This is a genomic window from Compostibacter hankyongensis (assembly GCF_039541075.1).
Lineage (GTDB): Bacteria > Bacteroidota > Bacteroidia > Chitinophagales > Chitinophagaceae > Compostibacter > Compostibacter hankyongensis.
In genome coordinates, this window is the sequence record NZ_BAABFN010000022.1 from 321,232 (window position 1) to 344,592 (window position 23,361).

24 protein-coding genes are annotated in these 23,361 nt (G+C 55.8%); 12 read left to right on the forward strand and 12 right to left on the reverse strand.

Annotation, left to right across the window (positions count from 1 at the left end; all coding sequences use genetic code 11):
• Positions 1-40 precede the first annotated feature (40 nt).
• Positions 41-745: a response regulator transcription factor gene (locus ABD851_RS17405; protein ID WP_344981707.1), complete on the forward strand. Its 705-nt coding sequence runs from the start codon at positions 41-43 to the stop codon at positions 743-745.
• Between the two features lie 108 nt (positions 746-853).
• On the opposite strand, the gene rseP is transcribed toward ABD851_RS17405, so the two are convergent.
• From rseP to ABD851_RS17420, 3 genes are all read right to left on the reverse strand, one after another.
• Complete coding sequence (gene rseP / locus ABD851_RS17410; RefSeq protein ID WP_344981709.1) at positions 854-2,227, reverse strand: RIP metalloprotease RseP; 1,374 nt, start codon at positions 2,225-2,227, stop codon at positions 854-856.
• A 12-nt stretch (positions 2,228-2,239) separates the two neighbouring features.
• Positions 2,240-3,400, reverse strand: coding sequence for a 1-deoxy-D-xylulose-5-phosphate reductoisomerase (locus ABD851_RS17415; RefSeq protein WP_344981711.1), 1,161 nt, complete (start codon positions 3,398-3,400; stop codon positions 2,240-2,242).
• Positions 3,401-3,468: 68 nt separating this feature from the next.
• Positions 3,469-4,962, reverse strand: coding sequence for a GH3 auxin-responsive promoter family protein (locus ABD851_RS17420; RefSeq protein ID WP_344981713.1), 1,494 nt, complete (start codon positions 4,960-4,962; stop codon positions 3,469-3,471).
• A gap of 232 nt (positions 4,963-5,194) precedes the next feature.
• Between ABD851_RS17420 and rplU the strand changes: the two genes are divergently transcribed.
• Both rplU and rpmA read left to right on the forward strand, forming a co-directional pair.
• Positions 5,195-5,497, forward strand: a complete 303-nt coding sequence (gene rplU / locus ABD851_RS17425; RefSeq protein ID WP_344981716.1) for a 50S ribosomal protein L21 — start codon at positions 5,195-5,197, stop codon at positions 5,495-5,497.
• Positions 5,498-5,552: 55 nt separating this feature from the next.
• Complete coding sequence (gene rpmA, locus ABD851_RS17430; RefSeq protein ID WP_344981718.1) at positions 5,553-5,831, forward strand: 50S ribosomal protein L27; 279 nt, start codon at positions 5,553-5,555, stop codon at positions 5,829-5,831.
• 67 nt (positions 5,832-5,898) lie between these two features.
• Here rpmA and ABD851_RS17435 read toward each other — a convergent pair whose 3' ends face one another.
• Entirely contained in the window at positions 5,899-6,309 is a 411-nt protein-coding gene (locus ABD851_RS17435; protein WP_344981719.1) for a hypothetical protein, read from the reverse strand.
• A 121-nt stretch (positions 6,310-6,430) separates the two neighbouring features.
• Here ABD851_RS17435 and ABD851_RS17440 point away from each other — a divergent pair, with 121 nt between their 5' ends.
• Positions 6,431-8,107 (forward strand): helix-hairpin-helix domain-containing protein, encoded by a 1,677-nt coding sequence (locus tag ABD851_RS17440; protein ID WP_344981721.1) that lies wholly within the window; start codon positions 6,431-6,433, stop codon positions 8,105-8,107.
• A gap of 1 nt (position 8,108) precedes the next feature.
• Complete coding sequence (locus ABD851_RS17445) at positions 8,109-8,624, forward strand: GNAT family N-acetyltransferase (protein ID WP_344981723.1); 516 nt, start codon at positions 8,109-8,111, stop codon at positions 8,622-8,624.
• Between the two features lie 20 nt (positions 8,625-8,644).
• On the opposite strand, the gene ABD851_RS17450 is transcribed toward ABD851_RS17445, so the two are convergent.
• The gene (locus ABD851_RS17450) at positions 8,645-9,376 is read right to left on the reverse strand and encodes an SIMPL domain-containing protein (RefSeq protein ID WP_344981725.1); all 732 of its coding nucleotides are present in this window, start codon (positions 9,374-9,376) and stop codon (positions 8,645-8,647) included.
• Positions 9,377-9,578: 202 nt separating this feature from the next.
• Between ABD851_RS17450 and ABD851_RS17455 the strand changes: the two genes are divergently transcribed.
• Positions 9,579-9,953 carry a VOC family protein gene (locus ABD851_RS17455; protein ID WP_344981727.1) on the forward strand — a complete coding sequence of 125 codons (375 nt, stop codon included), beginning with the start codon at positions 9,579-9,581 and terminating at the stop codon, positions 9,951-9,953.
• Between the two features lie 22 nt (positions 9,954-9,975).
• Here ABD851_RS17455 and ABD851_RS17460 read toward each other — a convergent pair whose 3' ends face one another.
• Positions 9,976-10,479 (reverse strand): Lrp/AsnC family transcriptional regulator, encoded by a 504-nt coding sequence (locus ABD851_RS17460; RefSeq protein ID WP_344981729.1) that lies wholly within the window; start codon positions 10,477-10,479, stop codon positions 9,976-9,978.
• Between the two features lie 151 nt (positions 10,480-10,630).
• On the opposite strand from ABD851_RS17460, the gene ahcY reads away from it, so the two are divergent.
• Together ahcY and ABD851_RS17470 are read left to right on the forward strand one after the other, a co-directional pair.
• Positions 10,631-11,956 carry an adenosylhomocysteinase gene (gene ahcY, locus ABD851_RS17465; protein ID WP_344981731.1) on the forward strand — a complete coding sequence of 442 codons (1,326 nt, stop codon included), beginning with the start codon at positions 10,631-10,633 and terminating at the stop codon, positions 11,954-11,956.
• A 263-nt stretch (positions 11,957-12,219) separates the two neighbouring features.
• Positions 12,220-12,960, forward strand: a complete 741-nt coding sequence (locus ABD851_RS17470; protein ID WP_344981733.1) for a pyridoxine 5'-phosphate synthase — start codon at positions 12,220-12,222, stop codon at positions 12,958-12,960.
• A 48-nt stretch (positions 12,961-13,008) separates the two neighbouring features.
• Here the strand turns inward: ABD851_RS17470 and ABD851_RS17475 are convergent, their stop codons facing one another.
• The 5 genes from ABD851_RS17475 to ABD851_RS17495 all read right to left on the reverse strand — a co-directional run bounded on the left by ABD851_RS17475 (position 13,009) and on the right by ABD851_RS17495 (position 18,546).
• A complete protein-coding gene (locus ABD851_RS17475; protein WP_344981735.1) occupies positions 13,009-14,184 on the reverse strand; it encodes a sigma-54-dependent transcriptional regulator in 1,176 nt (391 codons plus the stop codon).
• A gap of 6 nt (positions 14,185-14,190) precedes the next feature.
• Positions 14,191-15,213 (reverse strand): pyruvate dehydrogenase complex E1 component subunit beta, encoded by a 1,023-nt coding sequence (locus ABD851_RS17480; RefSeq protein WP_425549966.1) that lies wholly within the window; start codon positions 15,211-15,213, stop codon positions 14,191-14,193.
• A gap of 75 nt (positions 15,214-15,288) precedes the next feature.
• Complete coding sequence (locus ABD851_RS17485; protein ID WP_344981737.1) at positions 15,289-16,461, reverse strand: acetyl-CoA C-acyltransferase; 1,173 nt, start codon at positions 16,459-16,461, stop codon at positions 15,289-15,291.
• A gap of 112 nt (positions 16,462-16,573) precedes the next feature.
• The gene (locus ABD851_RS17490; RefSeq protein ID WP_344981739.1) at positions 16,574-17,641 is read right to left on the reverse strand and encodes a phosphotransferase enzyme family protein; all 1,068 of its coding nucleotides are present in this window, start codon (positions 17,639-17,641) and stop codon (positions 16,574-16,576) included.
• The gene (locus ABD851_RS17495) at positions 17,638-18,546 is read right to left on the reverse strand and encodes a nucleotidyltransferase family protein (RefSeq protein WP_344981741.1); all 909 of its coding nucleotides are present in this window, start codon (positions 18,544-18,546) and stop codon (positions 17,638-17,640) included. The genes ABD851_RS17490 and ABD851_RS17495 overlap by 4 nt, the downstream gene beginning before the upstream one ends.
• Before the next feature lie 265 nt (positions 18,547-18,811).
• Here ABD851_RS17495 and ABD851_RS17500 point away from each other — a divergent pair, with 265 nt between their 5' ends.
• Both ABD851_RS17500 and ABD851_RS17505 read left to right on the forward strand, forming a co-directional pair.
• Complete coding sequence (locus ABD851_RS17500) at positions 18,812-19,627, forward strand: porin family protein (protein WP_344981743.1); 816 nt, start codon at positions 18,812-18,814, stop codon at positions 19,625-19,627.
• A gap of 51 nt (positions 19,628-19,678) precedes the next feature.
• Positions 19,679-20,365 carry a hypothetical protein gene (locus ABD851_RS17505; protein ID WP_344981745.1) on the forward strand — a complete coding sequence of 229 codons (687 nt, stop codon included), beginning with the start codon at positions 19,679-19,681 and terminating at the stop codon, positions 20,363-20,365.
• On the opposite strand, the gene lipB is transcribed toward ABD851_RS17505, so the two are convergent.
• Positions 20,346-21,134 carry a lipoyl(octanoyl) transferase LipB gene (gene lipB, locus ABD851_RS17510; RefSeq protein WP_344981747.1) on the reverse strand — a complete coding sequence of 263 codons (789 nt, stop codon included), beginning with the start codon at positions 21,132-21,134 and terminating at the stop codon, positions 20,346-20,348. The two genes, ABD851_RS17505 and lipB, sit on opposite strands and share 20 nt — an antisense overlap.
• 55 nt (positions 21,135-21,189) lie before the next feature.
• Between lipB and ABD851_RS17515 the strand changes: the two genes are divergently transcribed.
• Both ABD851_RS17515 and rlmN read left to right on the forward strand, forming a co-directional pair.
• Positions 21,190-22,263 carry an RluA family pseudouridine synthase gene (locus tag ABD851_RS17515; protein WP_344981749.1) on the forward strand — a complete coding sequence of 358 codons (1,074 nt, stop codon included), beginning with the start codon at positions 21,190-21,192 and terminating at the stop codon, positions 22,261-22,263.
• A gap of 55 nt (positions 22,264-22,318) precedes the next feature.
• Positions 22,319-23,356 carry a dual-specificity RNA methyltransferase RlmN gene (rlmN, locus tag ABD851_RS17520; RefSeq protein WP_344981751.1) on the forward strand — a complete coding sequence of 346 codons (1,038 nt, stop codon included), beginning with the start codon at positions 22,319-22,321 and terminating at the stop codon, positions 23,354-23,356.
• The last annotated feature ends 5 nt before the right edge of the window (positions 23,357-23,361 follow it).

Consider the following 23,361-nt stretch of genomic DNA (forward strand, 5'->3'; position numbering starts at 1 on the left):
CGCCGGACACCCTGCCGGCGCTAATATCCGGCTGTAAACGATGGAAAAGAAAGCACATATCTTACTGGCGGAAGACGACCTGAACCTGGGATTTGTCGTCAAGGACAATCTCAGCGAGGCCGGTTATGAAACCGTGCACTGCCTGGACGGGGAAACGGCCTGGCGGCAGTTCCAGAAAAAAAGCTTCGACCTCGTGCTGCTGGATGTGATGATGCCGGCCAAGGACGGGTTTACCCTGGCCCAGCAGATCCGGCAGCGCAACGAAATGATCCCGGTGCTTTTTCTTACGGCCAAATCCATGGAAGAAGACCGCGTAACCGGCTTTTTGAACGGGGCCGACGACTACATCACCAAACCCTTCAGCATGCAGGAGCTGCTGCTTCGCATCGAGGTTTTCCTGCGCAGGACCCGCGCGCTGAATGCGGATAAAAACATACTTTACCAGATCGGCAACCAGGAATTCAGCTTTTCCAACCTTACCCTGGGCAATGCCAAAGGACAGGTGCATCCGCTGACCCAGAAGGAAGCCGACCTGCTGAAATTCCTTTGCGAACACCCGAACAAAACGCTAAAGCGCGAGGAGATACTGCTGCATGTATGGGGAAAAGACGATTACTTCCTGGGGCGCAGCATGGACGTGTTCATCGCCAAGCTGCGGAAATATTTCCGCTCGAATCCCAAGGTGTCGCTCGAAACCATCCACGGGGTCGGCTTCAAGTTCAATCTGCCTCCTGAAGGGAGGTAAAAGGTCAAAGGTGAAGGGTGAAAGGTAAAGGGCAGAAACCTCAAACCGGAAACCTCAAACCGGAAACCTCAAACCTCAAACCAGAAACCTCAAACCAGAAACTGCTGCCTACCCCCCGAACCATCCGCGGATGCCCCGCCAGACGTCCATGCCATTGGCAAAGAGCAGCAGGCCAAAAAGGATCACCATACCGGCAATCTGCGCATACTCAAGGAATTTATCGCTGGGCTTGCGGCCGGTGACCATCTCATACAGCAGGAACATCACATGACCGCCATCCAGCGCCGGAATGGGCAGGATATTCATAAAGGCGAGAATAACCGACAGGAAGGCCGTCATCGTCCAGAAAGCCTGCCAGTCCCACTCGGATGGAAAGATGCTGGCAATGGTGCCGAAGCCGCCCAGCCCCTTGTAAGCGCCGGTGCTGGGCTGGAAGATGAGCTTGAACTGCCGTACATAGTCTGTCAGCCGGTCGATGGCCATGTTCGTGCCGGCGGCGAACGACTGCAGGAAGCCGTAGCGGGTAGTCTCAAATTTCAGAAAGCCGAGCCTTTCCAGATCGTCCGGGTTGTTGGCATTCACAAAGCCGAACGCGCCTTCCGGGGACAGCTGCATCTGCAGCGTCACCTCGCTGCCGTCCCGCATCACCTTTACGGGCACCTTCTCCCCCTTGTGCGCTTTTGAAACGCTCCGCACATCGTCGTAATAAGGGGTAGGCGTGCCGGCTACCGCTACAATATGATCTCCTTTGCGGAGCCCCGATCCCCTGGCCAGGGAACTATCCGGGATTTTCCCTACAAGCACGGGAAAGTTATAGGAAAAAAGAAAAGGGGTCTTGCTTCTGCCGCGGTTGTCCACCAGCTGCCCGATGAAGTCGTGGGGGATATCGAGCTGCAGGACGCTGCCGTCCCGCTCTATCTTTACCTGCTTGGCATAGACCATCTGCGGCATCAGGTCTTCGAAATACTTCACCGGCTGCCCGTTGATGTCCAGTATCTTGTCTCCGTCCCTAAAGCCCAGCTCGTAGCCCAGCGAATCGTTCACCAGCACACCGCCGCGGAGGCTCTCCATCGGCAGCTGCTTCTCTCCCCATACAAAGAGCACCATGGCAAAGAGGAAGAACGCCAGCAGCAGGTTGACGGTAACGCCGCCGATCATGATGATCAGGCGCTGCCAGGCGGGCTTGGAGCGGAACTCCCAGGGCTCTGCCGGCTGCTGCATCTGCTCCTTGTCCATGCTTTCGTCGATCATGCCGGAGATCTTCACATAGCCGCCGAGCGGCAGCCAGCCGATGCCGTATTCCGTTTCACCCACCTTCTTTTTAAAAAGGGAAAACCAGGGATCGAAGAAGAGATAGAATTTCTCGACCCGGCATTTAAAAACCTTGGCCGCCACAAAATGCCCCATCTCATGCAGTACCACCAGGATGGAAAGCGACAGGATCAGCTGCGCCGCTTTGATCAGAATCTCACTTAGCGTCATGTTATCATTTGTTCAATACCTCGTGATCATGGACAGGGCCAGCTCGCGGGCCGACTTATCACTTTCATAATAATCCTGTAAAGTTGGCTTCTCGATGAAGGGAACCTGCGCCAGCGCTTTTTCAATGATCTCCGTCATCTCCAGAAAGCCTACCTTGTTTTTCAGGAAAGCATGCACCGCTTCTTCGTTGGCCGCATTCATTACACACGGCGCATTGCCGCCCCGGCGTAATACTTCCATGGAAATTGCAAGATTACGAAAAGTTTTGATATCCGGCTGTTCGAAGGTGAGCGCGGGATAATCCTTAAAAACAAAGCGGGGAAAATCGTTTTTCAGCCGTCCCGGATGGGCCATCGCATACTGGATGGGCAGCTTCATATCGGGCACGCCCAGCTGCGCCTTGATGGAGCCGTCGGCAAACTGGATCATGGAATGGACCACGGACTGGGGATGGATGATCACCTCGATCTGCTCCGGCTGCAGGTCAAACAGCCAGCGGGCTTCGATCATCTCCAGGCCTTTGTTCATCAGCGTGGCCGAGTCCACCGTCACCTTTTCGCCCATGGACCAGTTGGGATGCGCCAGCGCATGATCCCGCTTTACATTGATGAGGAAGTTGGGCTTTCTGCCCAGGAAGGGTCCGCCCGAAGCCGTGAGGATGATCTTTTCCAGCTGCTGCCGGGGTTCGCCGACCAGACACTGATAGATAGCCGAATGTTCGGAATCCACCGGTATGATGGGAGCGCCTTTTCGGCGGGCCGTGGCCATCACCAGGTCGCCTGCCACTACCAGCGTTTCCTTGTTGGCCAGCGCCACGGGGGTGCCCTGCTCCAGCGCCGCAAGGGTGGGCGCCAGACCCGCAAAGCCCACGATGGCGGCCAGGACCAGGTCGATGCTGTCCCAGGCAGCCACTTCCACCAGCGCGCCGGGACCGGCAAATACTTTCACCGGCAGGTCGGACAACGCTGACCGGAGCGTTTCGTATTTCGATTCGTCGCCGATGACGACGGCGTTGGGCTTGAATTTCCGCGCCTGTTCTTCCAGCTTTTCGACATTCTGCTGCGCCGTCAGCACCTCCACTTCAAAAACGCCGGGGTGCGCGTCGATTACTTCCAGGGCCTGGGTACCGATGGAGCCCGTAGAGCCAAACAGGCCGATTCTTTTTTTCTTCATACCAGCATAAGGTTTCAAGGATACAGGAACGGCGACACCGGGAGCGGTATTGTTCACCCGGTCGTTCGTTATTGTAAAAACCGCATCAGCTCTTCCGCGATCAGGCGGTCGTTGCTCAGGCGGGGTACTTTATTCTGCCCGCCCAGCTTGCCGACGGATTTCATATAATCAATAAACCCGTTTTTGCGGACCACGCGCAGCTTCAGCGGCGCCAGGATATTGCCGCGCAGCAGGTCGTCATAATAAATATTCCGCTTCCGCAGCTGCCGGTCCACCTGTAAGGAAAATGAAGAGAGGTCCTGCGGCGCCTCTTCAAACTCCACGAACCACTCATGGTGCGGCAGCCCTTCTGCTACCTGTATGCGCGGAGCCACGGTGAATTCGGTGACGCGCAGCCCTTCGGCGCCCGCTACGCTCATCAGGCTTTGCTCCACTTCCTCCGCGATCACATGCTCCCCGAAAGCCGAAATAAAATGCTTTACACGGCCCGTCACCACCAGGCGGTAGGGCTCGGTCGAAACAAACTTAACGGTATCGCCTATATTATAAGCCCAGAGGCCGGCATTGCTGCTCAGGATCAGCGCATAGTTGACCCCCGTCTTTACCTCTTTCAGGGACAGACGGGTGGGATTTTCGTCAAACACCTCCTCAGCCGGGACAAATTCAAAAAAGATACCGGAATTGGTATTGAGTAAAAGCCCTTCGTGCTCCCGGCTGTCCTGGAAGGCAATAAACCCTTCGGAAGCCGGATAGGTTTCAATGGTATCCACGGCGCCGCCGATGCTGTCCATCAGGCTGGGCCGGTAAGGTTCGAAGTTCACCCCTCCGTGCACCAGCACGGAAAAGTCCGGGAAAAGCTCCCTGATCTTTTTCCCGCCTTTGGCCTGCAGGCGGTCGAAATACATCTGTACCCAGGGAGGAATGCCGCTGATGAGGGTCATGTTCTGCCCGATGGTCTCCGCCACGATCTGGTCCAGCTTGGTCTCCCAGTCCTCGATACAATTGGTCTCGATAGAGGGCAGCTGGTTGGTGCGCAGATAGCGGGGCACGTGATGATTCACAATACCGCTGAGCCGGCCGGTAGGTATGCCGCCGATGCGTTCCAGCGTCGGCGAGCCGGAAAGAAAGATCATCTTGCCGTCGGCAAAATCGTGCTTCCCCGTTTCGGCCATGTAGCACAACAGCGCATTCCGCGCCGTATCAATATGGTTATTGACCGAATCCTTGCTGATGGGAATGTATTTGATGCCGCTGGTGGTGCCGGAGGTCTTGGCGAAGTAAAGGGGCTGTCCTTTCCAGAGGATGTTGTGCTTGCCCTGCTTTATCTTTTCGATATAGGGCTTCAGCTGTTCGTAGTCGCGCAGCGGCACAGCCTGCTTGTATTCCTCGTAGGTGTGGACGTCGTCCAGGCGGTGCCCCCGGCCGAAAACCGTTTTGCATCCCGTTTTGATCTGGTTTTGCAGGATCGCCTCCTGGTCCGCCACGGCATGCATCATCTCTTTCTGTATCTTACTGTATATATAGGCGGCAAAAGGTTTTGCCAGCAAGGACTTAAACTTCATTTCCATGTTTTTACCGGGAACATGCCGCCCCACAGGGAGCGCGTATCCCGCCCGGTTCAGCCGCTGCATTCCGCACACCGCTGCAGCAAACTACAAAAATAGCAAAAATATCCGCCCTTCGCCATTTACCCTCATCTTTACCTTCCGCTTTTCCTTTTAACTTTACCGGCAAAAAAACTTGGGTATTTCTAAAAGTAATTCTACCTTTGCGGAAATTATATTAGGAAAAATTATGTTTGTAATTGTAAAAATAGCCGGACAGCAGTTCAAGGTACAGCAGGACCAGGAGATCTTTGTACAGAGTATTCCGGGCAAAGCCGGAGACGAAGTTACCTTCTCTGATGTGCTGTTGTCGGATGCCGACGGGAACCTCTCGGTAGGGAAAGCGGTAAACCTTTCGGTAAAAGCAGAGATCCTGGAACATGTTCAGGGCGACAAGGTAATTGCCTTCAAGATGAAAAGAAGGAAGGGCTTTCGTAAGAAAATCGGTCACCGTACCCATTTTACCAAGATCCGCATCCGCGAAATCGCGTAGCCGGTTTGTATCATTAAAATAATTTTTTGTATTTTCAACAACGCAAGTTTGAATCATGGCACATAAAAAAGGGGAAGGTAGCGTAAAGAATGGCCGGGACTCCCGGAGCAAGCGCCTTGGTGTAAAGATCTTCGGCGGACAGCCTGCAGCTGCCGGGAACATTATTGTTAGACAACGCGGCACGGTTTATCATCCCGGTTCCAATGTGGGTGTAGGTAAGGATTTTACCATCTATGCCTTAACGGACGGGCTGGTGGAGTTCCGGAAAGGTCGCGCCGACAGGACTTATATTTCGGTTAAGGAAATAGCCACCGCTAACCCGGCAGAAGCCTGACGGGAATAGTGTTGTGTTTGCCATAAAGTTTTTTTTAGTACCCAATTTTCATTTACTAACCCAAAATTCAAAAAACAATGGCAACAACAAAGAAAGCTGCCCCCAAAAAGAAGGCAGTAAAAAAAGGCGCCGCTAAAAAGGTAGCCAAGAAAGCAGCCCCCAAGAAAGCTGCTAAGAAGGTAGCCAAAAAAGCTGCCCCCAAAAAGTCGGCAAAAAAGGTAGCGAAGAAAGCTGCCCCCAAAAAGTCGGCAAAAAAAGTAGCCAAGAAATCGGCCAAAAAGGTAGCTAAGAAAGCCGCCAAAAAGGCCGCTCCCAAGAAATCGGCCAAGAAAGCCGCAAAAAAAACGGCGTCAAAAAAAAAGGCCGCTAAGAAAGTAGCGAAGAAAGCTGCCAAGAAATCGGCCAAAAAGGCCGCCAAAAAGTCGGCTCCTAAGAAGAAGTCTTCCAAAAAGTCTTCCGGTCCTTCCGGCTCTTCCATGCCGGTCGTTCCTGACCTGCCGATTTCGTTGTAATACGGGCTTTCTTGAAATTGTGAGAAAAAGACCTCTCCCCAAACGGGAGGGGTCTTTTTTTACGTCATAGCTTATCTTTGGAGCATTATGGACAACAAGACCATCGCCTCCCGCTTCACGCTGCTGTCGCGGATCATGGAAATACACGGGGAAAACACCTTTAAGACCCGCGCCTATTCTACGGCCGCCTTTCAGCTGGAACGGGCGCCGCTGCCGCTGAGCGAAATGCCGCCCGAAGATATCGCACGGATGAAAAGCATCGGCCCCGCCATCGCCCAGAAAATACAGGACCTGCTGCAGACCGGCCGTCTGCCCCTGCTGGAACAGTACCTCGAAAAAACCCCGCCGGGCATACTCGAAATGCTCTCCATCAAAGGCATAGGCCCCAAAAAGATCGCCACCATCTGGAAAACCCTGGGCATAGAAACCCCGGGAGAGCTGCTGTATGCCTGTACCGAAAACCGCCTGCTGCTCTACAAAGGATTCGGGGCCAAAACCCAGGAGAATATCCGGCAGGCCATCACCTTTTACCTGGATAACCAGGGGCTGCAGCTGTATGGTACCGTTGCCCCGGCCGCAACGCTGTTGCTGCAGCAGCTGCGCGACATGTTCCCCAACGCCGTTGCGGCCTGGACGGGAGCTTTCCGCCGGCAGGCAGAGATACTCGACCAGCTGGAAATCGTGATCAGCGAGCCGGTATCCGTCCTGCAGGACCGCCTGAAAGAAAGCTTCCAGCAGGTCACGCTGAACGGAGATACCCTGCTGATACAGGCAAAAGAGCTGCCGCCCCTGCACGTCCACAGTTGCAGCCCGGAACAGTTTGCGCGTACGCTTTTTTTCAGCACCGGCCCCGAACCGTTTATCACCGCCTTCCAGCAACAGTTTCCCGAAGCAGCCGCTGCGCAGCCCGATACCGAAGCCGTATTTTTTCAAAAAGCCGGACTGCCGGACATCGCGCCCGCGCTGCGCGACCGGGAAACCATCCTGGCGGATGCCGCCGCAGGACCGCTTCCGCAGCTTATCCGGCCGGAAGATATACGGGGTATCGTGCACGCACATACGCAGTGGAGCGACGGCGCCGACACGCTCGAAGCCATGGCCACCGCTGCGCGGGACAAGGGATACGAGTACCTGGTGGTGAGCGATCACTCGCGCTCCGCCTTTTATGCCAACGGCCTGCAACCCGAGCGTATCCGTGCGCAGCACGAAGCCATCGACGAGCTCAATGAAAAGCTTGCCCCCTTCCGTCTCTTCAAAAGCATAGAAGCCGATATCCTGCCGGACGGACAGCTGGATTATCCCGACGATATCCTGGCCACCTTCGACCTGGTCATCGCCTCCGTACATTCCAATCTCAAGATGGATGAGCAAAAGGCCATGCAACGCCTGCTCCGCGCTGTTGAGCATCCGTTTACCACCATCCTCGGCCACCCTACCGGCAGGCTGCTGCTGAGCCGTCCGGGCTATCCCGTCGATCATCACCGCCTGATCGAAGCCTGTGCCGCGCATCATGTGGTACTGGAGATCAACGCCCATCCCCGGAGGCTGGACGTAGACTGGCGCTGGATACCTTATGCGCTCGAAAAAGGCGTGCTGCTTTCCGTTGATCCCGATGCGCACAGCATAGATGGCATGGAGCTGGTCCGTTACGGGGTGCTGGCTGCCCAGAAGGGCGGCCTCAGCCGGGAGCGGAACCTGAGCAGCTTCAGCCTCCCGGAGCTTACCGATTTTCTCCGGACGCAACGGCAACAAAAACAAGGTTAGGATGATACAGATCACCGGCGCCGCCACGGAAGACCTGCCCCTGATCCGGCAGCTGGCGGAAATCATCTGGCCGCCCACCTTTAAGGATATCCTTTCGGAAGAACAGATGACCTACATGCTGGAGCTGATGTACAACCTGGAGGTATTACAGCGGCAGGCCCGGGAAGGACACACTTTTTTGCTGCTTTACGCCGACCGCCATCCTTCGGGCTACGCCCACTTCTCGGCCAAAGACGAGCCGGGCATCTACAAGCTGCACAAGCTGTACCTGCTGCCCGCACTACAGGGCCAGGGTGCGGGCAGAAAGCTGCTGGAGGGAGTATGCGCGCGTGCGCAACGCCAGGGCGGCACCCTGCTGGAGCTACAGGTAAACCGGCACAACAAAGCCAAGGCCTTTTATGAAAAAATGGGATTTACGGTTTACCGGACGGCAGATATCCCCATCGGGAACGGCTATTTTATGAACGATTTCATTATGCGCAAGCCACTGATGCCTGAAGCGGAAAGTAACGGATAATTGCGGGGAACGGAAGCGGCTTACCGCAGGGCGAATTCCATCTTTACGGTAATGGACGCCGTTTTTTCACGGCTGCTGGTATTCAGCGTACCGCCCCAGGTGTACTCCTCGTTGCTGTACTGGCCGGTGATCTGGAAGATGCCCATATCCGCGCTTTTCAGCCCACCCAGCTTGCTGCCAGCATTCTTGGCGATCGTCTCCGCCCTTACACGGCCGTCTGCCGAAGCTTTGGCCAGCAGGTCTATCTTCAGGTCCGCCAGCTTGGTATAATAATAGGACGGCTCCGCCGAATTAAATTCCACACCGGCCTGTATCAGCTCGGTGACCTGCCGGGAGACCTGCTCTACCTTGCCGATCTCCTTGGACTGTACCTTTACGGTCTGCGTCAGCGCATAGCCGGTAAATTCGTTGCCCGTAATGCGACCGTTTTCATCATAACGGTTGCTGAATTCCTTCCGGATGTTGACTGCGGAAAATACCAGCTCCTTGGGATTGATACCCTGCTTGGTCAGGTAATCCCGCACCTTGTTCTCATCTTCCTTCAGCTGGGCATAGGCCTCTTTCAGCACCATGGATTTTTTGGAATAGCTGCCGGTCCATACGATAAGGTCGCTCGTAAAGTTGACCTCGGCTCCGCCCGTCACAGAAACGATCTGCGCGCTTCTGTACTTGTACTTATATGCGCTGCCCAGCAAGGCAGCGGCAATGATCAGGGCAATTCCGAGGATAAGGGCGGTAACGGCATTTCTCATGGGACGGAGAATTTGTTAAGGAAGGTACAATTATTCTCCCTATATGCCAAACCGGATCCGGCAGCCCGTGCCACGGATGTCCGGGTAGCTTCCGTATTCGGCATCCCCGTTTCCGGCCAACCCTCCATGTCCCGGAAGGCTCGTCCCGCTTTATTTGGGCGGCGTCCGGGAAAATTCTAACTTACAGGAAAACCAAATGCCGATGCAACATAACGTAACGTCGATAAGACCTTTTATCGGGGCCGCCGACTTCGATGAATCCAGACGCTTTTACCAGGAGCTGGGCTTCACCGAGTCTGTCATTTCCGACGACATGTCCTACTTCCGGGTCACTGAAAACATCGGATTTTACCTGCAAAAGTATTACGCCAAAGAATGGGTAGACAACACCATGATATTCCTTGAAGTGGACGATGCGGAGGAATACTGGAAAAAGCTGCAGGAGCTCGGGCTTCACAAAAAGTATAAGAACGTAAGACTGACCCCGGTCAAAGAAGATTACTGGGGAAAAGAATGCTTCCTCCACGACCCTTCCGGCATATTATGGCATTTCGGAGCCTTCCGTAAAGACAGCTGACCTGCATCCGGCCCGGCATCTCTTAAAACACCAGGCGGTGCGTCTGCTTGATGATGCCCATGACAAAAACGCTCTGCAGATGGCCCATGTTCTCCGTCTGGCTCAGCTTGTTCACATGAAAATCATAATAAGCATCCATATTGGCCGCTACCACCTTGAGCATAAAATCAAATTCCCCCGAGATGTTATAGCATTCCACCACTTCATCCAGCCCCCGCACCGCGCGGATAAACCGCGCACCGGCCTGCTTGCTGTGCTCCTTCAGCGATACATAACAGATCACCATCAGCCCCTTCCCTACCTTGGTATGATCCACCAGGGCCACATACTGCCGGATCACGCCTTCTTCCTCCATCCGCTTGATGCGCTCGTGCACCGGCGTTGTGCTCAGGTGAACGCGGGTAGCGATCTCCCGTACGGTGATCTTGGCATCTTCCTGCAGCAGACGCAGGATGGCCAGGTCCTTCTCATCCAGCTGTGGCAGGGAGCCGGCAGCATAAGCAGGTTGCTCAGCTTCGGTTTTCATTTTATTTTGCGTTTTTGTTCTAATAAAGGGGATAAAATTAGAATTTTATGCTAAATATAAACCACTTTACTGATATTTCATGCTACCGGCGTAGCTTTGTAAAATAACCTGCGGGAATCCGCAGATCATCCCTGACTAAAAAAAACAATCCATGTCCAGTAAACTTCAGCATATCGATCTGAGCCTGCCCTATAAAGTAAAAGATATTTCCCTGGCCGAATGGGGCCGTCGTGAAATAGAGCTGGCGGAAGCCGAAATGCCCGGCCTGATGGCCTTGCGGGAAGAGTATGGCGTTACCAAGCCCCTGCAGGGCGCCCGTATAGCCGGATGTCTGCACATGACCATACAGACCGCCGTGCTGATCGAAACGCTTACCCACCTGGGCGCCGAGGTACGGTGGAGCTCCTGCAACATTTTCTCCACGCAGGACCATGCCGCCGCAGCGATCGCCGCCACCGGCGTGCCGGTATTTGCCTGGAAAGGGATGAACGCCGCCGAGTTCGACTGGTGCATCGAGCAGACCCTGTTCTTTGGCAGCGAAGACCGCCCGCTGAACATGATCCTCGACGACGGAGGCGACCTTACCAATATGGTGCTGGATAAATTCCCCGAGCTGGTACAGCATATCCGCGGGCTGAGCGAAGAGACCACCACCGGGGTGCACCGGCTCTACGAAAGGATGCAGAACGGCACCCTCCCCCTGCCCGCCATCAACGTCAACGATTCGGTGACCAAATCCAAATTCGATAACAAATACGGTTGCCGCGAAAGCCTGGTGGACGCTATACGGCGCGCCACCGACCTGATGATCGCCGGAAAGGTGGCTGCCGTGGCCGGCTACGGCGACGTGGGCAAGGGCTCTGCCGAATCGTTACGGGGCGCCGGCGCACGGGTGATCGTCACTGAGATCGATCCGATCTGCGCCCTGCAGGCCGCCATGGAAGGTTTTGAGGTAAAGAAAATGGAAGACGCCGCCCGCGAAGCCGATATCATCGTGACCACCACCGGCTGCCGGGACATCATTACCGAAAAGCATTTCCGGGCGATGAAAGACAAAGCCGTGGTCTGCAATATCGGCCATTTCGATATCGAGATCGACATGGCCTGGCTGAACGACAACTACGGCGGCACCCGTGTGGAGATCAAGCCGCAGGTGGACAAGTATACTATTGAAGACAAAGATGTGATCGTGCTGGCGGAAGGACGCCTGGTGAACCTGGGCTGCGCTACCGGCCATCCCTCCTTTGTGATGAGCAACTCCTTCACCAACCAGACGTTGGCCCAGATCGAGCTCTGGACCCGCAGCGGCGAGTATGAGAACAAGGTATATGTGCTGCCCAAGCACCTGGACGAAAAAGTGGCCCGCCTCCATCTGAAAAAGATCGGCGTAGAGCTGGATGTACTCAGCCCCGAACAGGCCTCCTATCTTCAGATCCCGGTAGACGGGCCGTATAAAGCGGATTATTACAGGTATTAAGTGTTTCTGGTTTCCAGTTTCTGGTTTCTGGTTCAAATAGTCTAAGGTCTGAAGTTTTTCTGTCTGGAATGACCCATATATCTTAGACCTGAATATTAAACAGTTTCTGGTTTGAAGTTTGCAGTTTCTAATTTCCGAAGCCTGAAGTTTTTCTGCCTGGAATGAAACCTTAGACGTTAAGCTTTGGACTTTAAACTTAATATGTCTTTAATCCTTCACCTTAAAATGCCTTTAACCTTTAACCCTTCACCTTTCACCTTAAAATGACCCGGCTCAGCGTAAATATCAACAAATTCGCCACCCTGCGGAACGCCCGGGGAGGCAATCTACCGGACCTGATCGAGGTGGCGCGGGACTGCGAGCGCTTCGGGGCCGAAGGCATCACCGTGCATCCCCGCCCGGACGAGCGGCATATCCGCTATCAGGATGTGCTGGACCTGAAGCCGGTGGTCACCACCGAATTCAATATCGAAGGTTATCCTTCCCGCGAGTACCTGGACCTGGTGCTGAAAGTAAAACCGGACCAGTGCACGCTGGTTCCCGATCCGCCGGATGCGCTCACCTCTAACACCGGCTGGGATACCATCGCCCACCAGGACTTCCTGCGGGAGGTGATCGCCGCCCTGAAAACGGCCGGCATACGGGTATCCATTTTCCTGAATGCCGAACCGGGGCTGGTAGCGGGAGCGCGCAGCGCAGGAGCCGACCGCATCGAGCTTTATACCGGTCCTTACGCGCACGACTATACGCGTATCATTGCCGATGAAAAATTCCGGAAAGATAACTTTGAGGATACTTTTGTAAAAACGGCCGCGGAAGCTACCGCCGCAGGACTGGAAATCAATGCGGGTCACGACCTGAACCTCCTGAATCTGCGCTATCTGAAAACGCATATCCCGCAGCTGAAGGAAACTTCCATCGGTCACGCTCTCGTATGCGACGCCCTCTATTATGGTCTGGAAAATACGATCCAGCTCTATAAGCGGGAGCTGACGGGAAACTGAGCCTGCGCCATTAGCGGGTGAAAACAGAAAGACAACCCTTCCCGGAACTCAGGATTCCGGCCCGGAACCCGGCACCACATAGGAAGCTACATCTTCAGGAGTGATGCACTTGCCGGAGAGGATGACCAGGCGCTCCACCACGTTGCGCAGTTCCCGGATATTACCCGTCCACTGATGGGCCTGCAGCGATTTCATGGCTGCCTTATCGATCTGCTTTTTGGCAATACCATATTCCCCGCAGATATCTCCGAGAAACTTATCGACCAGCAGGGGCACATCGGCTTCCCGGTCGTTCAGGGAGGGCACGTGTATGATGATGACGCTGAGGCGGTGATAGAGGTCCAGGCGGAAGTTACGCTCCTCCACCTCCTTTAACAGATCTTTGTTGGTAGCGGCAATGACGCGGACATCCACGCTGATCTCCTTATCGCCGCCTACGCGGGTGATCTTGCCTTCCTGCAATGCACGCAGCACCTTGGCCTGCGCGTTGAGACTCATGTCGCCGATCTCGTCCAGAAAAAGGGTGCCGCCGTTGGCCTGCTCGAACTTACCGATACGCTGCTTGATAGCGGAGGTAAAAGAGCCTTTTTCGTGCCCGAACAGCTCGCTTTCGATCAGCTCGCCGGGGATGGCAGCGCAGTTGACCTCCACCAGCGGGGCGGCAGCACGGTTGCTGCGGGCATGTATCCACCGGGCCACCAGCTCCTTACCCACTCCGTTTTCTCCGGTGACGAGCACGCGGGCATCGGTAGGCGCTACCTTGTCGATGGTTTCCTTGATCTTTAGAATGGGCTCCGAATCCCCGATCATATCGGGCGTTTTGTTCACCTTTTTCCGCAGCACCTTGGCTTCCGCCACAAGGGTGTTCTTGTCCAGCGCATTGCGGAGGGTGATCAGCAGCCGGTTCAGGTCCGGCGGTTTGGAGATATAGTCGTAGGCGCCCTTTTTCACGGCTTCCACAGCCGTATCGATATTGCCGTGGCCGGAGATCATGATCACCGGCACATCGGGGTTGATCTCCTTGGCTTTTTCCAGGAACTCCAGCCCGTCCATCTTCGGCATCTTGATATCGCAGAGCACGGCGTCCGGTTCCTTGCTTTTGAAAAGGTTCAGCCCCTCCAGCCCGTCCGAGGCTTCGGAAAGCTTATATCCTTCATACCCCAGGATCTCCGAAAGGGTTTTCCGGATGCTTTTTTCATCATCTATGATCAGGATATGCGCCATAGTCGGTTATTTTTCCGCATACATCACGTCCTTCACGATCTTCACCGTGCGTTCTATGCTGGGCAGGTAAGCTTTCACCAGGTTGGGCGCATAGTGCATGGGGGCGTCTGCAGAGGTAATCCGGCGTACCGGAGCGTCCAGGTAATCAAAGGCTTCCTTCTGTATGCGGTAGGCAATCTCGGAGGATACGCTGCACATGGGCCACTGCTCCTCCACGATCACCAGGCGGTTCGTTTTTTTCACAGATTCCATAATGGTCTGCCAGTCCAGCGGGCGTATGGTCCGCAGGTCGATCACCTCGGCCTCCACGCCGTCTTTGGCGAGCTCTTCGGCCGCGCCCAGCGCCACCTTCATCATCTTGTTATAGGAGACGATGGTAACGTCCTTGCCGGCGCGTTTGATATCGGCCTTGCCGATGGGGATCAGGTATTCCTCTTCCGGCACTTCACCGGTATCGCCGTACATCACCTCGCTTTCCATAAATACCACGGGATCGTCGTCGCGGATGGCGGATTTCAGGAGACCTTTGGCATCATAGGGATTGGATACCGATACCAGCTTCAGGCCGGGAATATTGGCATAGTAGCTTTCATAGGCGGTGGAATGCTGTGCGCCCAGCTGACCTGCCGAGCCGCTGGGTCCGCGGAATACGATCGGGCAACCTACCTGTCCCCCGCTCATGGCCAGCATCTTGGAGGCCGTATTCAGGATCTGGTCCAGCGCCAGGTTGGCAAAGTTCCAGGTCATGAACTCCACTACGGGACGCAGGCCGTTCTGCGCAGCGCCCACGCCGATGGCGGCAAAGCCCAGCTCGGAGATCGGCGTATCGATCACCCGCTTTTCGCCAAACTCATCGAGCAAACCCTGGCTCACCTTGTAGGCGCCGTTGTACTCGGCCACCTCTTCCCCGATCAGGAATACTTTGTCGTCGCGGCGCATCTCTTCCTGCAACGCTTCACGCAGGGCCTGTCTGAAAGCTATTTCACGCATCGTATGCTTGTTGTTTACGTTCGTCAATACGGGAAGCAAAAATATCGCTTGTGCGGCAAAATGACAACTATATTTGGCAGGCGGAGCCCCTGCCGACCGGGGAAGCGCAGCTGTTTACACCCTTTCGAGGACCAGCGCGCTGGCCCCGCCCCCGCCGTTGCAGATGCCCGCGATCCCGTACCGGGCCTGGCGCTGCCGCAGGATATTCAGCAGGGTCACCACGATGCGGGCGCCGCTGCAGCCGATGGGATGCCCCAGGGCTACCGCCCCGCCCCATATGTTCAGCCGCTCCGCCTCCAGCCCCAGGTTGCGCGCATTGGCCAGCGCCACGCAGGAGAAGGCCTCGTTGATCTCCGCATAATCCATGTCGGCCATCCGCAATCCGGCCCTGTCCAGCGCGTGCTGCATGGCCAGGGTGGGTGTGGTGGTGAACTTTTCGGGGGCCTGCGAAGCGTCGGCAAAAGCCGCTATACGGGCCAGGGGTGTAAGCCCGCGTTCCCGTACGGCCTTCTCCCCCGCCAGCACCAGGGCCGCCGCTCCGTCGTTGATGGTGGAGGCATTGGCTGCGGTGACCGTCCCGCCGGGCTGGAACGCTGGCTTCAGGCTGCTTATCTTTTCAAAATTTACCCGTTTGTATTCTTCATCTTCCTCCACCGTCAGGTCGCGCTTTCCGGGGATCCCCACCGGCACGATCTCCTGCTGAAGGTATCCCTGCGCATAGGCTTCGGCCACCCGGCGGTAACTTTGCGCCGCATAGGCATCCTGCGCTTCACGGGAAAGGCCGTATTCCGTTGCGCACAGCTCTGCGGCATTGCCCATATGAAAATCCCGGTAAGGGTCCCAGAGGCCGTCGTGGAGGATGCCATCGGTAAGCTGCTGATGGCCCAGGCGGTAACCGCTCCTGGCCCCGGCAAGATAGTAAGGTACCTGGCTCATATTTTCCATGCCGCCCGCTACCACCACCTCATTATGCTCCAGGAGGATACCCTGCGCCCCGAGCAGGATGGCCTTCATCCCGCTGGCGCATACCTTGTTGACCGTGGTGCAGGGAACGGTGACGGGGATGCCGGCATAGATGCTGGCCTGGTTGGCGGGCGCCTGCCCCTCCCCTGCGGTGAGCACATTGCCCATATAGACCTCGTCTACCGCGCCGGGCGGCAAACCGGCCTTATCCAGCGCAGCGGCAATGGCAACGGCGCCGAGCCGCACCGCCGGCACGGAGGAGAGCGCGCCGTTCAGGCTTCCGATAGGCGTCCGCACCGCAGCGGCGATAAAGACTTCCTGCATTTTCCTGTCGGATTTGGTGAGGGTTCCAAAGATAGGAAAAAGCCGGCATCCCGTCTCCAGAGGGCGGGCAACGAAAAGAACGGACCGCAGCAAGACCGTACCCAACGGCCGGCTACAGGCAGCCGCCGATGATCCGTCTGAGCGCGGCCTCTCTTTCGTTCAGCCGCTGCAATAAGGTCAGCTGGTTCTTGGCCCGGTTGTAGTTGTGTTCCGGGTATTTTACGGGGTAATATACGTCCCCGTTCAGGTAATCGGTCAGAAAACGGATACCCTGCATATAGATGATGAACTGTCCTGCATAGAACAGCACCTCTTTTTCGGTGGGGGTAAGGTCGCCCTTCAGCTCGGAGAGATAGCCCTGCATCAGCGCTTCGTAATAGTCGTCGCGGATGACGATCTTATCAAAATCCTGCTCTTCTTCCGAAACGGGGCTGACATAGGTGCGCACCATATCGCCGAGGTCGGAGATCAGTTTGCCCGGCATCAGGGTATCCAGGTCGATCACGCAGATGCCTTCGTAGGTCTTATCGTCCAGCAGCACGTTGTTGATCTTGGTATCGTGGTGCATGAGCCTGTCGCGGAAATCCTTGTCGGTTTTCAGCTCTTCGAAGCGAACGGCGATGCCCGAATAGTTCAGGAAAGCTTCGGTCAAATCCTCGGCCGCTTCCCGACGCTCCTCGCTGGCACTGCGGATAGCATCCTGGAAGCTGCTGTACCGCAGGGTAAGGTTATGGAAGTTGGGTATGGAGGGCTGAAACTCCCGCAGGTCTATGCCGGAGAGCAGCCGGGCCAGACGGCCGAACTGCTGCGCCGCCTCAAAAGCCTGGCGGGGGTTATCGGCCTGGTTGACGGCCACGGTATGCTTTACAAAAGGCAGCAGACGCCAGTATTCGCCCTGCCATTCAAACAGGCAGGGGCCGGCGACAGTGGGCACCGGACTCAGGAAAAAATAATCCGGCGCCTGCTTTTTCAGATAGGCCGCTGCCAGCCGCTGGTTGCGGTCGATGATATCCGGCCGTTTAAAGACATGGGTATTGATCCGCTGGAGGATATAGTCTTTCCCCCGCTTTTTTGATTTCAGATGGATCGTGCTATTGATATGGCCGGAACCGTACCGCAGCGCGTCATAATCCGCTTCTTTCAGATCAAAAGCTTCCAGTATCTGCGGATGCACGATCATTTCCAGAGGTTTTCCGGATATGCGCCGCCGGCAATGAGCTGCTCCAGGCTGGCCTTTACCCCGGGGGCATCTTCCTTATAGGTAACGCCGAACCATTTGGTGGCGGTAGGGATCACCTTCACGGCGCCTTTGCCGCTGCTGATGAAATGATCTACCACGAGGGGGATAAAAAACTCGGCCTTGGGCTTTTCCCGGTTCTGATCGATAAAAAGCCGGAACTGGTCTTCCGCAATATCGAAAAAGGAAGGATGAAAGCCCCAGAAGTTCATCGATACGGGGGTTTCCGCTTCGAGCGGGTGCTTGCTGCCGTCAGCCTCTTCAAAGGTGATGACGCCGTTTTCCCGTTCTATCTTGGTACGTTCGTTGATGGCGGCGAGATTTCCGGCCTCATTCACAGCGCATACCCCGCGGGATACGGACCCGTTCTCCGAGAGGGTGTTGCCCAGCTCGTAACCTACCACGCTGTAGGTATGGTCATTGCATTCCTGCTGCAGGAACTGCGCCATCTTTTCAAAGGCTTCGCGACCGTAATAATCATCGGCATTGATCACGGCAAAAGGCTCGTGGATAGCGCTCTTTCCGCAGAGTACCGCATGCGCGGTGCCCCAGGGTTTGGTCCGGTCTGCCGGCACTTCCTTGCCATGCATATAATCGCTCAGCTCCTGGAAAACGTATTCCGTGGCGATACGGCCCTTGAGCCGCGGTTCGAAGATGGATTTAAAGGATTCGGCAAACTGCGCCCGGATCACAAAGACAATCTTTCCGAAACCGGCACGGATGGCATCGTACATGGAATAGTCAATGATCGTTTCTCCGTTCGGGCCGAACCCGTCAACCTGTTTCAGGCTTCCATAGCGGCTGGCCATTCCGGCCGCCAGGATCAGTAATGTTGGTTTTTGCGTCATCAGAATCGGTGTTGGTTCATAAATTCAAAAAGAGGGCCGTGGCTTTCCCCGGCGGTCTGAAAACAGCCGTAAATTTAAGGGGCTAAAGTGAATTTATCTGCTTAATCCCGTATTTTCTCGTCCGGCCCGATTAAATTCCCCCCCGATTGTGCCCGTATACCGATCTTGCCCTATCTTTGTCTTCGCTATCCTGCCTTCCTTAAATCCTTTGCAAAACCTGCTGACAAAGGAGTTTTGTTTTTATCCCACAACAAACCATAGTAACATGAAAAAAAGTTTATGCTTATGGAGCCTTTGCCTCGGCCTCCTGGCCGGCGCCCGCACCTCCCATGCCCAGCAGGCCACCTATATCGGCGTTAAGGGTGGCATCAGCATCCCCAACCTGAGCTCCGGCTCCGGAGGAGAAAATGACTGGAACAAAAATTACACTTCCCGGGTAGGTCCCTATTTCGGGGCACTCGCCGAATTCCAGTTCTCGCCCCTATTTTCCCTGCAGCCGGAAATCAACTATGCTGCAGAAGGCGGAAAAAGAAGCGGCAAGCAGCCCTTCACCGTACCCGATGAATACAAGGAGATGTTTCAACAGGCCTTCCCGGGCAGGGATTATGTCTATGCCGATTTCAACAACGTTTCCCGCATCAACTATCTGCAGGTGCCGGTCATGGGCAAATTCAATTTTTCGCTCAGCCGGAACGGAAAGCTGAAGCTCTTTGCCCAGGTGGGCCCCTATATCGGGTTCCTGGTGAGCGCGCACCAGATCGTCCATTCGGACCATGTCAAGGTGTATATCAACGAAGACGATCCGGATCCGCTGCCGGACCAGGCAGTAGAGACGTTTTTCGGATCCACCAAGCTGGACACTTCCATCAATGCGCGGGACGAGCTGCACAAGGTCAACTGGGGCATCCAGGGCGGCATAGGGTTGTCGCTGGACTGCGGCCGGGGCAAGTTCTTCATCGAAGGCGGCGGCAACTACGGCTTTATGGATATCCAGAAGGGCGATGAGCACGGCAAGAATCATATCGGGGCCGCCACCATCCTGGCCGGCTACGCGCTGGAGCTGCGCCGGAAAGGTTCCTGAGCGGAGACGGCGGATTCTCCGGACGGGTTTGCATTTATACGGATTTGTCCTATGTTTGCACAGCGTCGCAACGGCGGTAAACAGATCAGTATTTTGAAAGGATATTCCGGCATCAGGTGCATCGGCATCGGTCTTATCATATTGCTTTACTGGGGAAATGAACAGGGGAAGGCACAGGCCCTGCTGCCCAATATTTCCGTGGTCAACAAAAACGGGCAGAACTACCTGAGCTGGACCTCCGGCTATAACAGCATCCGCCAGATCGGGATACAGCGTTCGCAGGACAGCCTTTATAACTACGCCACCATCGGGTACGCCGGCCGGCCCTCCCAGAAGGTCAATTCCTATACCGACCGCAAGCCTTATGCGGGGGTCAACTTTTACCGGTTGTTCATACAGCTCAGCAACGGCTCGTATTTTTTCAGCAATCCCGCCCGCTCCGTCATGGGAGCAACGGGGGCAGCCGCTACACCCGCAGCTTTCCAGCCCTCACTGTACGTATATACCAATACGGAAGGAAATATAAACATCAGCCTGCCCGATGCCGGCAAAAAACAATACCAGATCAGATTTTTCGACGCCGACGGGCATCCGTTGTTTGAGCTCAATGATATTAAGGAATCTCCCCTGATGCTGGACAAGTCCAATTTCCTGCAGTCAGGCCTCGTGAATTTCGAGCTGTACGAAGACGGGAAGCTCAAGGAAAAATGGAAATTCTTTATTCCGGACCAGTGGTAACCGGAGTATCCGCCGCCGTCAGCGTTGCCCCGAAGACGGTTTCAAACTGTTTTTTCAGCTCCGCTTTCACAGCCGCCGCCGGGAGGGCACGGCCGCATTCCTTTTCAAGGGACGTGACCTGCTTATCGGCGATGCCGCAGGGAACGATGCCGCCGAAATAAGTGAGATCCGTGTTGATGTTGAGGGCAAAGCCGTGCATGGTGATCCAGCGGCTGCAGCGCACCCCCATGGCGCATATTTTCCGGGCCCTGAGCGGATGGCCGGGCTCGATCCATACGCCCGTTTCCCCGGGAGAGCGCTCTCCCTTCACGCCGTATGCCGCAATGGTGCGGATAATGACTTCTTCCAGGCTGCGGAGGTAGCGCCCGATATCGGTAAAGAATTTTTCCAGGTCCAGGATGGGATATCCTACCAGCTGACCGGGGCCATGGAAGGTGATATCGCCCCCACGGTTGGTGTGAAAAAAGGTTATTCCCTTGTCCTCCAGCTGCAGCGGGTCGAGCAGGAGATGCTCCTTTTTCCCGCTTTTACCCAGCGTATATACGGGTGGATGCTCGCAAAAAAGAAGGTAGTTGACGGTAGACCGCACTCCGGGCAGAACGCTTTCGGGGGCGTCTTGCCCTGCGGCGGCGACCTGCTGCCGGTAAGCGGCGGTCTTGACCTTTACATTCTCCTGCAGGAGGCTTTCCTGGTAATCCCAGGCCTCCCCGTAGCCGATACGGCCCAGATCGCGGAAAAAGACCTGACGTGCAACTTCCTGTGCTTCCATACCGGTACAAAAATACGAAGTCCTGTAAATCTGGTAATTTTGCAAAAAATTCGTCATGGAACAATGGCAGCTACAGGACGGGGATCAGGAGGCTGGCGACGGCAGTGAGGCCCTTTATGAAAGGGTCAGCATTACCGTGGACCGGGGCCAGGAGCCGCTGCGCATCGACAAGTTCCTGATGAACCGCATTGAGCATGCCACCCGGAATAAGATCCAGCAGGCGGCGGACGAAGGGCATATCCTGATCAACAACCAGCCGGTGAAATCCAATTACCGGGTAAAACCCGGCGATCAGATCCTCGTGCTCTCCTACCGCTCTCCGGAAACGCTGGAGATCATTCCGGAAGATATTCCGCTGGATATCGTTTATGAGGACGAGGATCTGCTGGTGGTCAACAAGCCGCCGGGGATGGTGGTACATCCAGGCTGCGGCAACTATCACCATACGCTGCTGCATGGCCTGGCCTGGCACCTCGGCGACGAGGAGGAACGGGGGCAGGCGCAAACCCCGGTAGTGCCGCGTTTCGGACTGGTGCACCGCATCGACAAGAACACGAGCGGCCTGCTGGTAGTAGCCAAGAGCGAAAAGGCCATGAACGACCTGGCGCGGCAGTTTTTTGAGCATACCGTACACCGCCGCTACCTGGCGCTGGCCTGGGGCGATATTGAGGAAGAAGAAGGCACCATCATCGCTCATGTAGGGCGGCACCAGCGCTTCCGGAAAAGAATGACGGCCTATCCCGACGGCGAGCTCGGCAAGGAGGCCATCACCCATTACAAGGTGCTGGAGCGTTTTCATTACGTGACCTTTATCGAATGCCGGCTGGAGACCGGCCGCACCCATCAGATCCGCGTGCATATGCAGTATGCCGGCCATCCCCTGTTCAACGACGAGACCTACGGGGGAGACCGTATCGTAAAGGGCACCGTCTTTAACAAATACAAGCAGTTTGTGGAGAACTGCTTTGAGCTGCTGCCAAGGCATGCCCTCCATGCCCGGTCCCTGGGATTCATCCACCCCCGGACGCGGGAAAAAATGTATTTCGAAACGCCGCTGCCGGCGGACTATGAGGTGCTGCTGGACAAATGGCGGCGTTATGCGGGCAGCGTAATACCGCCGGAAAACTAAACACAAAACCGAACAATGCCCTGAGCGGGGAGATAAACGCCGGGGCCTGACGATCATGGAAACCAAACCCAACATACGACAGCTGAGCCGTGAGGAGCTGGGGAAATACCTAACGGCAGCCGGCGAAAAGCCGTTCCGCGCCGGCCAGGTCTACGACTGGCTCTGGCTGCATCATGCCGGCAGCTTCGAGGAGATGAGCAACCTGTCCAAGACGCTGCGGGAACGGCTGTCGGCTGATTTCAGCCTGCCGGCCCTGCGGGTGGACGCCACCCAGCACAGCGCCGACGGCACCATCAAAAGCCGCTTCCGCCTGCCGGACGGCCACCTGGTAGAAGGAGTGCTTATTCCCACCGCTACCCGGCAGACGGCCTGCGTATCCTCACAGGTGGGCTGCAGCCTGAGCTGCAGGTTCTGCGCTACGGGCTTTATGGACCGGAAACGCAACCTCAGCTTTGACGAGATCGTCGACGAGGTGGCGCTGATCAACCGGCAGTCGCAGGAAACTTTTGGAAAAAAGCTGACCAATATCGTGTACATGGGCATGGGTGAGCCGCTGCTGAATTACCGGCAGGTCATGCGCTCCATCGAACGGATCACCTCCCCGGAGGGTATGGCCATGTCCCCCCGGCGGATCACCGTATCCACGGCAGGGGTGGCCAAGATGATCCGGCAGCTGGGCGACGACAAGGTGCGCTTCAACCTGGCCCTCTCCCTGCACGCCGCAAACGACAAAAAGCGCAGCGAGATCATGCCGGTCAACGACAACAACAACCTGAAGGCATTGACCGAGGCGTTGAATTATTTTTACCGGGAAACCCGCAACGATATCACTTTTGAATATATCCTGTTCCGCAACTTCAACGATACGCTGAAGGATGCCGACGAGCTGATCCGGCTTTACCGCCAGGTGCCGGTAAAGGTGGTGAACCTGATCGAATATAATCCTGTGGATCATACGCCCTTTGCCAAACCGGACGAAGCCCAGGTGACAGCGTTTATGCAATATCTCGAAAAGCACCGGGTAAACGCCCGGATACGACACAGCCGCGGTAAGGACATCGACGCGGCCTGCGGGCAGCTGGCCAACAAATAAATTTA

Coding starts and splice junctions, on each gene's coding strand:
- ABD851_RS17405 (WP_344981707.1), top strand. CDS start 41: ATGGAAAAGAAAGCACATATCTTACTGGCGGAAGACGACCTGAACCTG.
- rseP (WP_344981709.1), bottom strand. CDS start 2,227: ATGACGCTAAGTGAGATTCTGATCAAAGCGGCGCAGCTGATCCTGTCG.
- ABD851_RS17415 (WP_344981711.1), bottom strand. CDS start 3,400: ATGAAGAAAAAAAGAATCGGCCTGTTTGGCTCTACGGGCTCCATCGGT.
- ABD851_RS17420 (WP_344981713.1), bottom strand. CDS start 4,962: ATGAAGTTTAAGTCCTTGCTGGCAAAACCTTTTGCCGCCTATATATAC.
- rplU (WP_344981716.1), top strand. CDS start 5,195: ATGTTTGTAATTGTAAAAATAGCCGGACAGCAGTTCAAGGTACAGCAG.
- rpmA (WP_344981718.1), top strand. CDS start 5,553: ATGGCACATAAAAAAGGGGAAGGTAGCGTAAAGAATGGCCGGGACTCC.
- ABD851_RS17435 (WP_344981719.1), bottom strand. CDS start 6,309: ATGGAAGAGCCGGAAGGACCGGAAGACTTTTTGGAAGACTTCTTCTTA.
- ABD851_RS17440 (WP_344981721.1), top strand. CDS start 6,431: ATGGACAACAAGACCATCGCCTCCCGCTTCACGCTGCTGTCGCGGATC.
- ABD851_RS17445 (WP_344981723.1), top strand. CDS start 8,109: ATGATACAGATCACCGGCGCCGCCACGGAAGACCTGCCCCTGATCCGG.
- ABD851_RS17450 (WP_344981725.1), bottom strand. CDS start 9,376: ATGAGAAATGCCGTTACCGCCCTTATCCTCGGAATTGCCCTGATCATT.
- ABD851_RS17455 (WP_344981727.1), top strand. CDS start 9,579: ATGCAACATAACGTAACGTCGATAAGACCTTTTATCGGGGCCGCCGAC.
- ABD851_RS17460 (WP_344981729.1), bottom strand. CDS start 10,479: ATGAAAACCGAAGCTGAGCAACCTGCTTATGCTGCCGGCTCCCTGCCA.
- ahcY (WP_344981731.1), top strand. CDS start 10,631: ATGTCCAGTAAACTTCAGCATATCGATCTGAGCCTGCCCTATAAAGTA.
- ABD851_RS17470 (WP_344981733.1), top strand. CDS start 12,220: ATGACCCGGCTCAGCGTAAATATCAACAAATTCGCCACCCTGCGGAAC.
- ABD851_RS17475 (WP_344981735.1), bottom strand. CDS start 14,184: ATGGCGCATATCCTGATCATAGATGATGAAAAAAGCATCCGGAAAACC.
- ABD851_RS17485 (WP_344981737.1), bottom strand. CDS start 16,461: ATGCAGGAAGTCTTTATCGCCGCTGCGGTGCGGACGCCTATCGGAAGC.
- ABD851_RS17490 (WP_344981739.1), bottom strand. CDS start 17,641: ATGATCGTGCATCCGCAGATACTGGAAGCTTTTGATCTGAAAGAAGCG.
- ABD851_RS17495 (WP_344981741.1), bottom strand. CDS start 18,546: ATGACGCAAAAACCAACATTACTGATCCTGGCGGCCGGAATGGCCAGC.
- ABD851_RS17500 (WP_344981743.1), top strand. CDS start 18,812: ATGAAAAAAAGTTTATGCTTATGGAGCCTTTGCCTCGGCCTCCTGGCC.
- ABD851_RS17505 (WP_344981745.1), top strand. CDS start 19,679: ATGTTTGCACAGCGTCGCAACGGCGGTAAACAGATCAGTATTTTGAAA.
- lipB (WP_344981747.1), bottom strand. CDS start 21,134: ATGGAAGCACAGGAAGTTGCACGTCAGGTCTTTTTCCGCGATCTGGGC.
- ABD851_RS17515 (WP_344981749.1), top strand. CDS start 21,190: ATGGAACAATGGCAGCTACAGGACGGGGATCAGGAGGCTGGCGACGGC.
- rlmN (WP_344981751.1), top strand. CDS start 22,319: ATGGAAACCAAACCCAACATACGACAGCTGAGCCGTGAGGAGCTGGGG.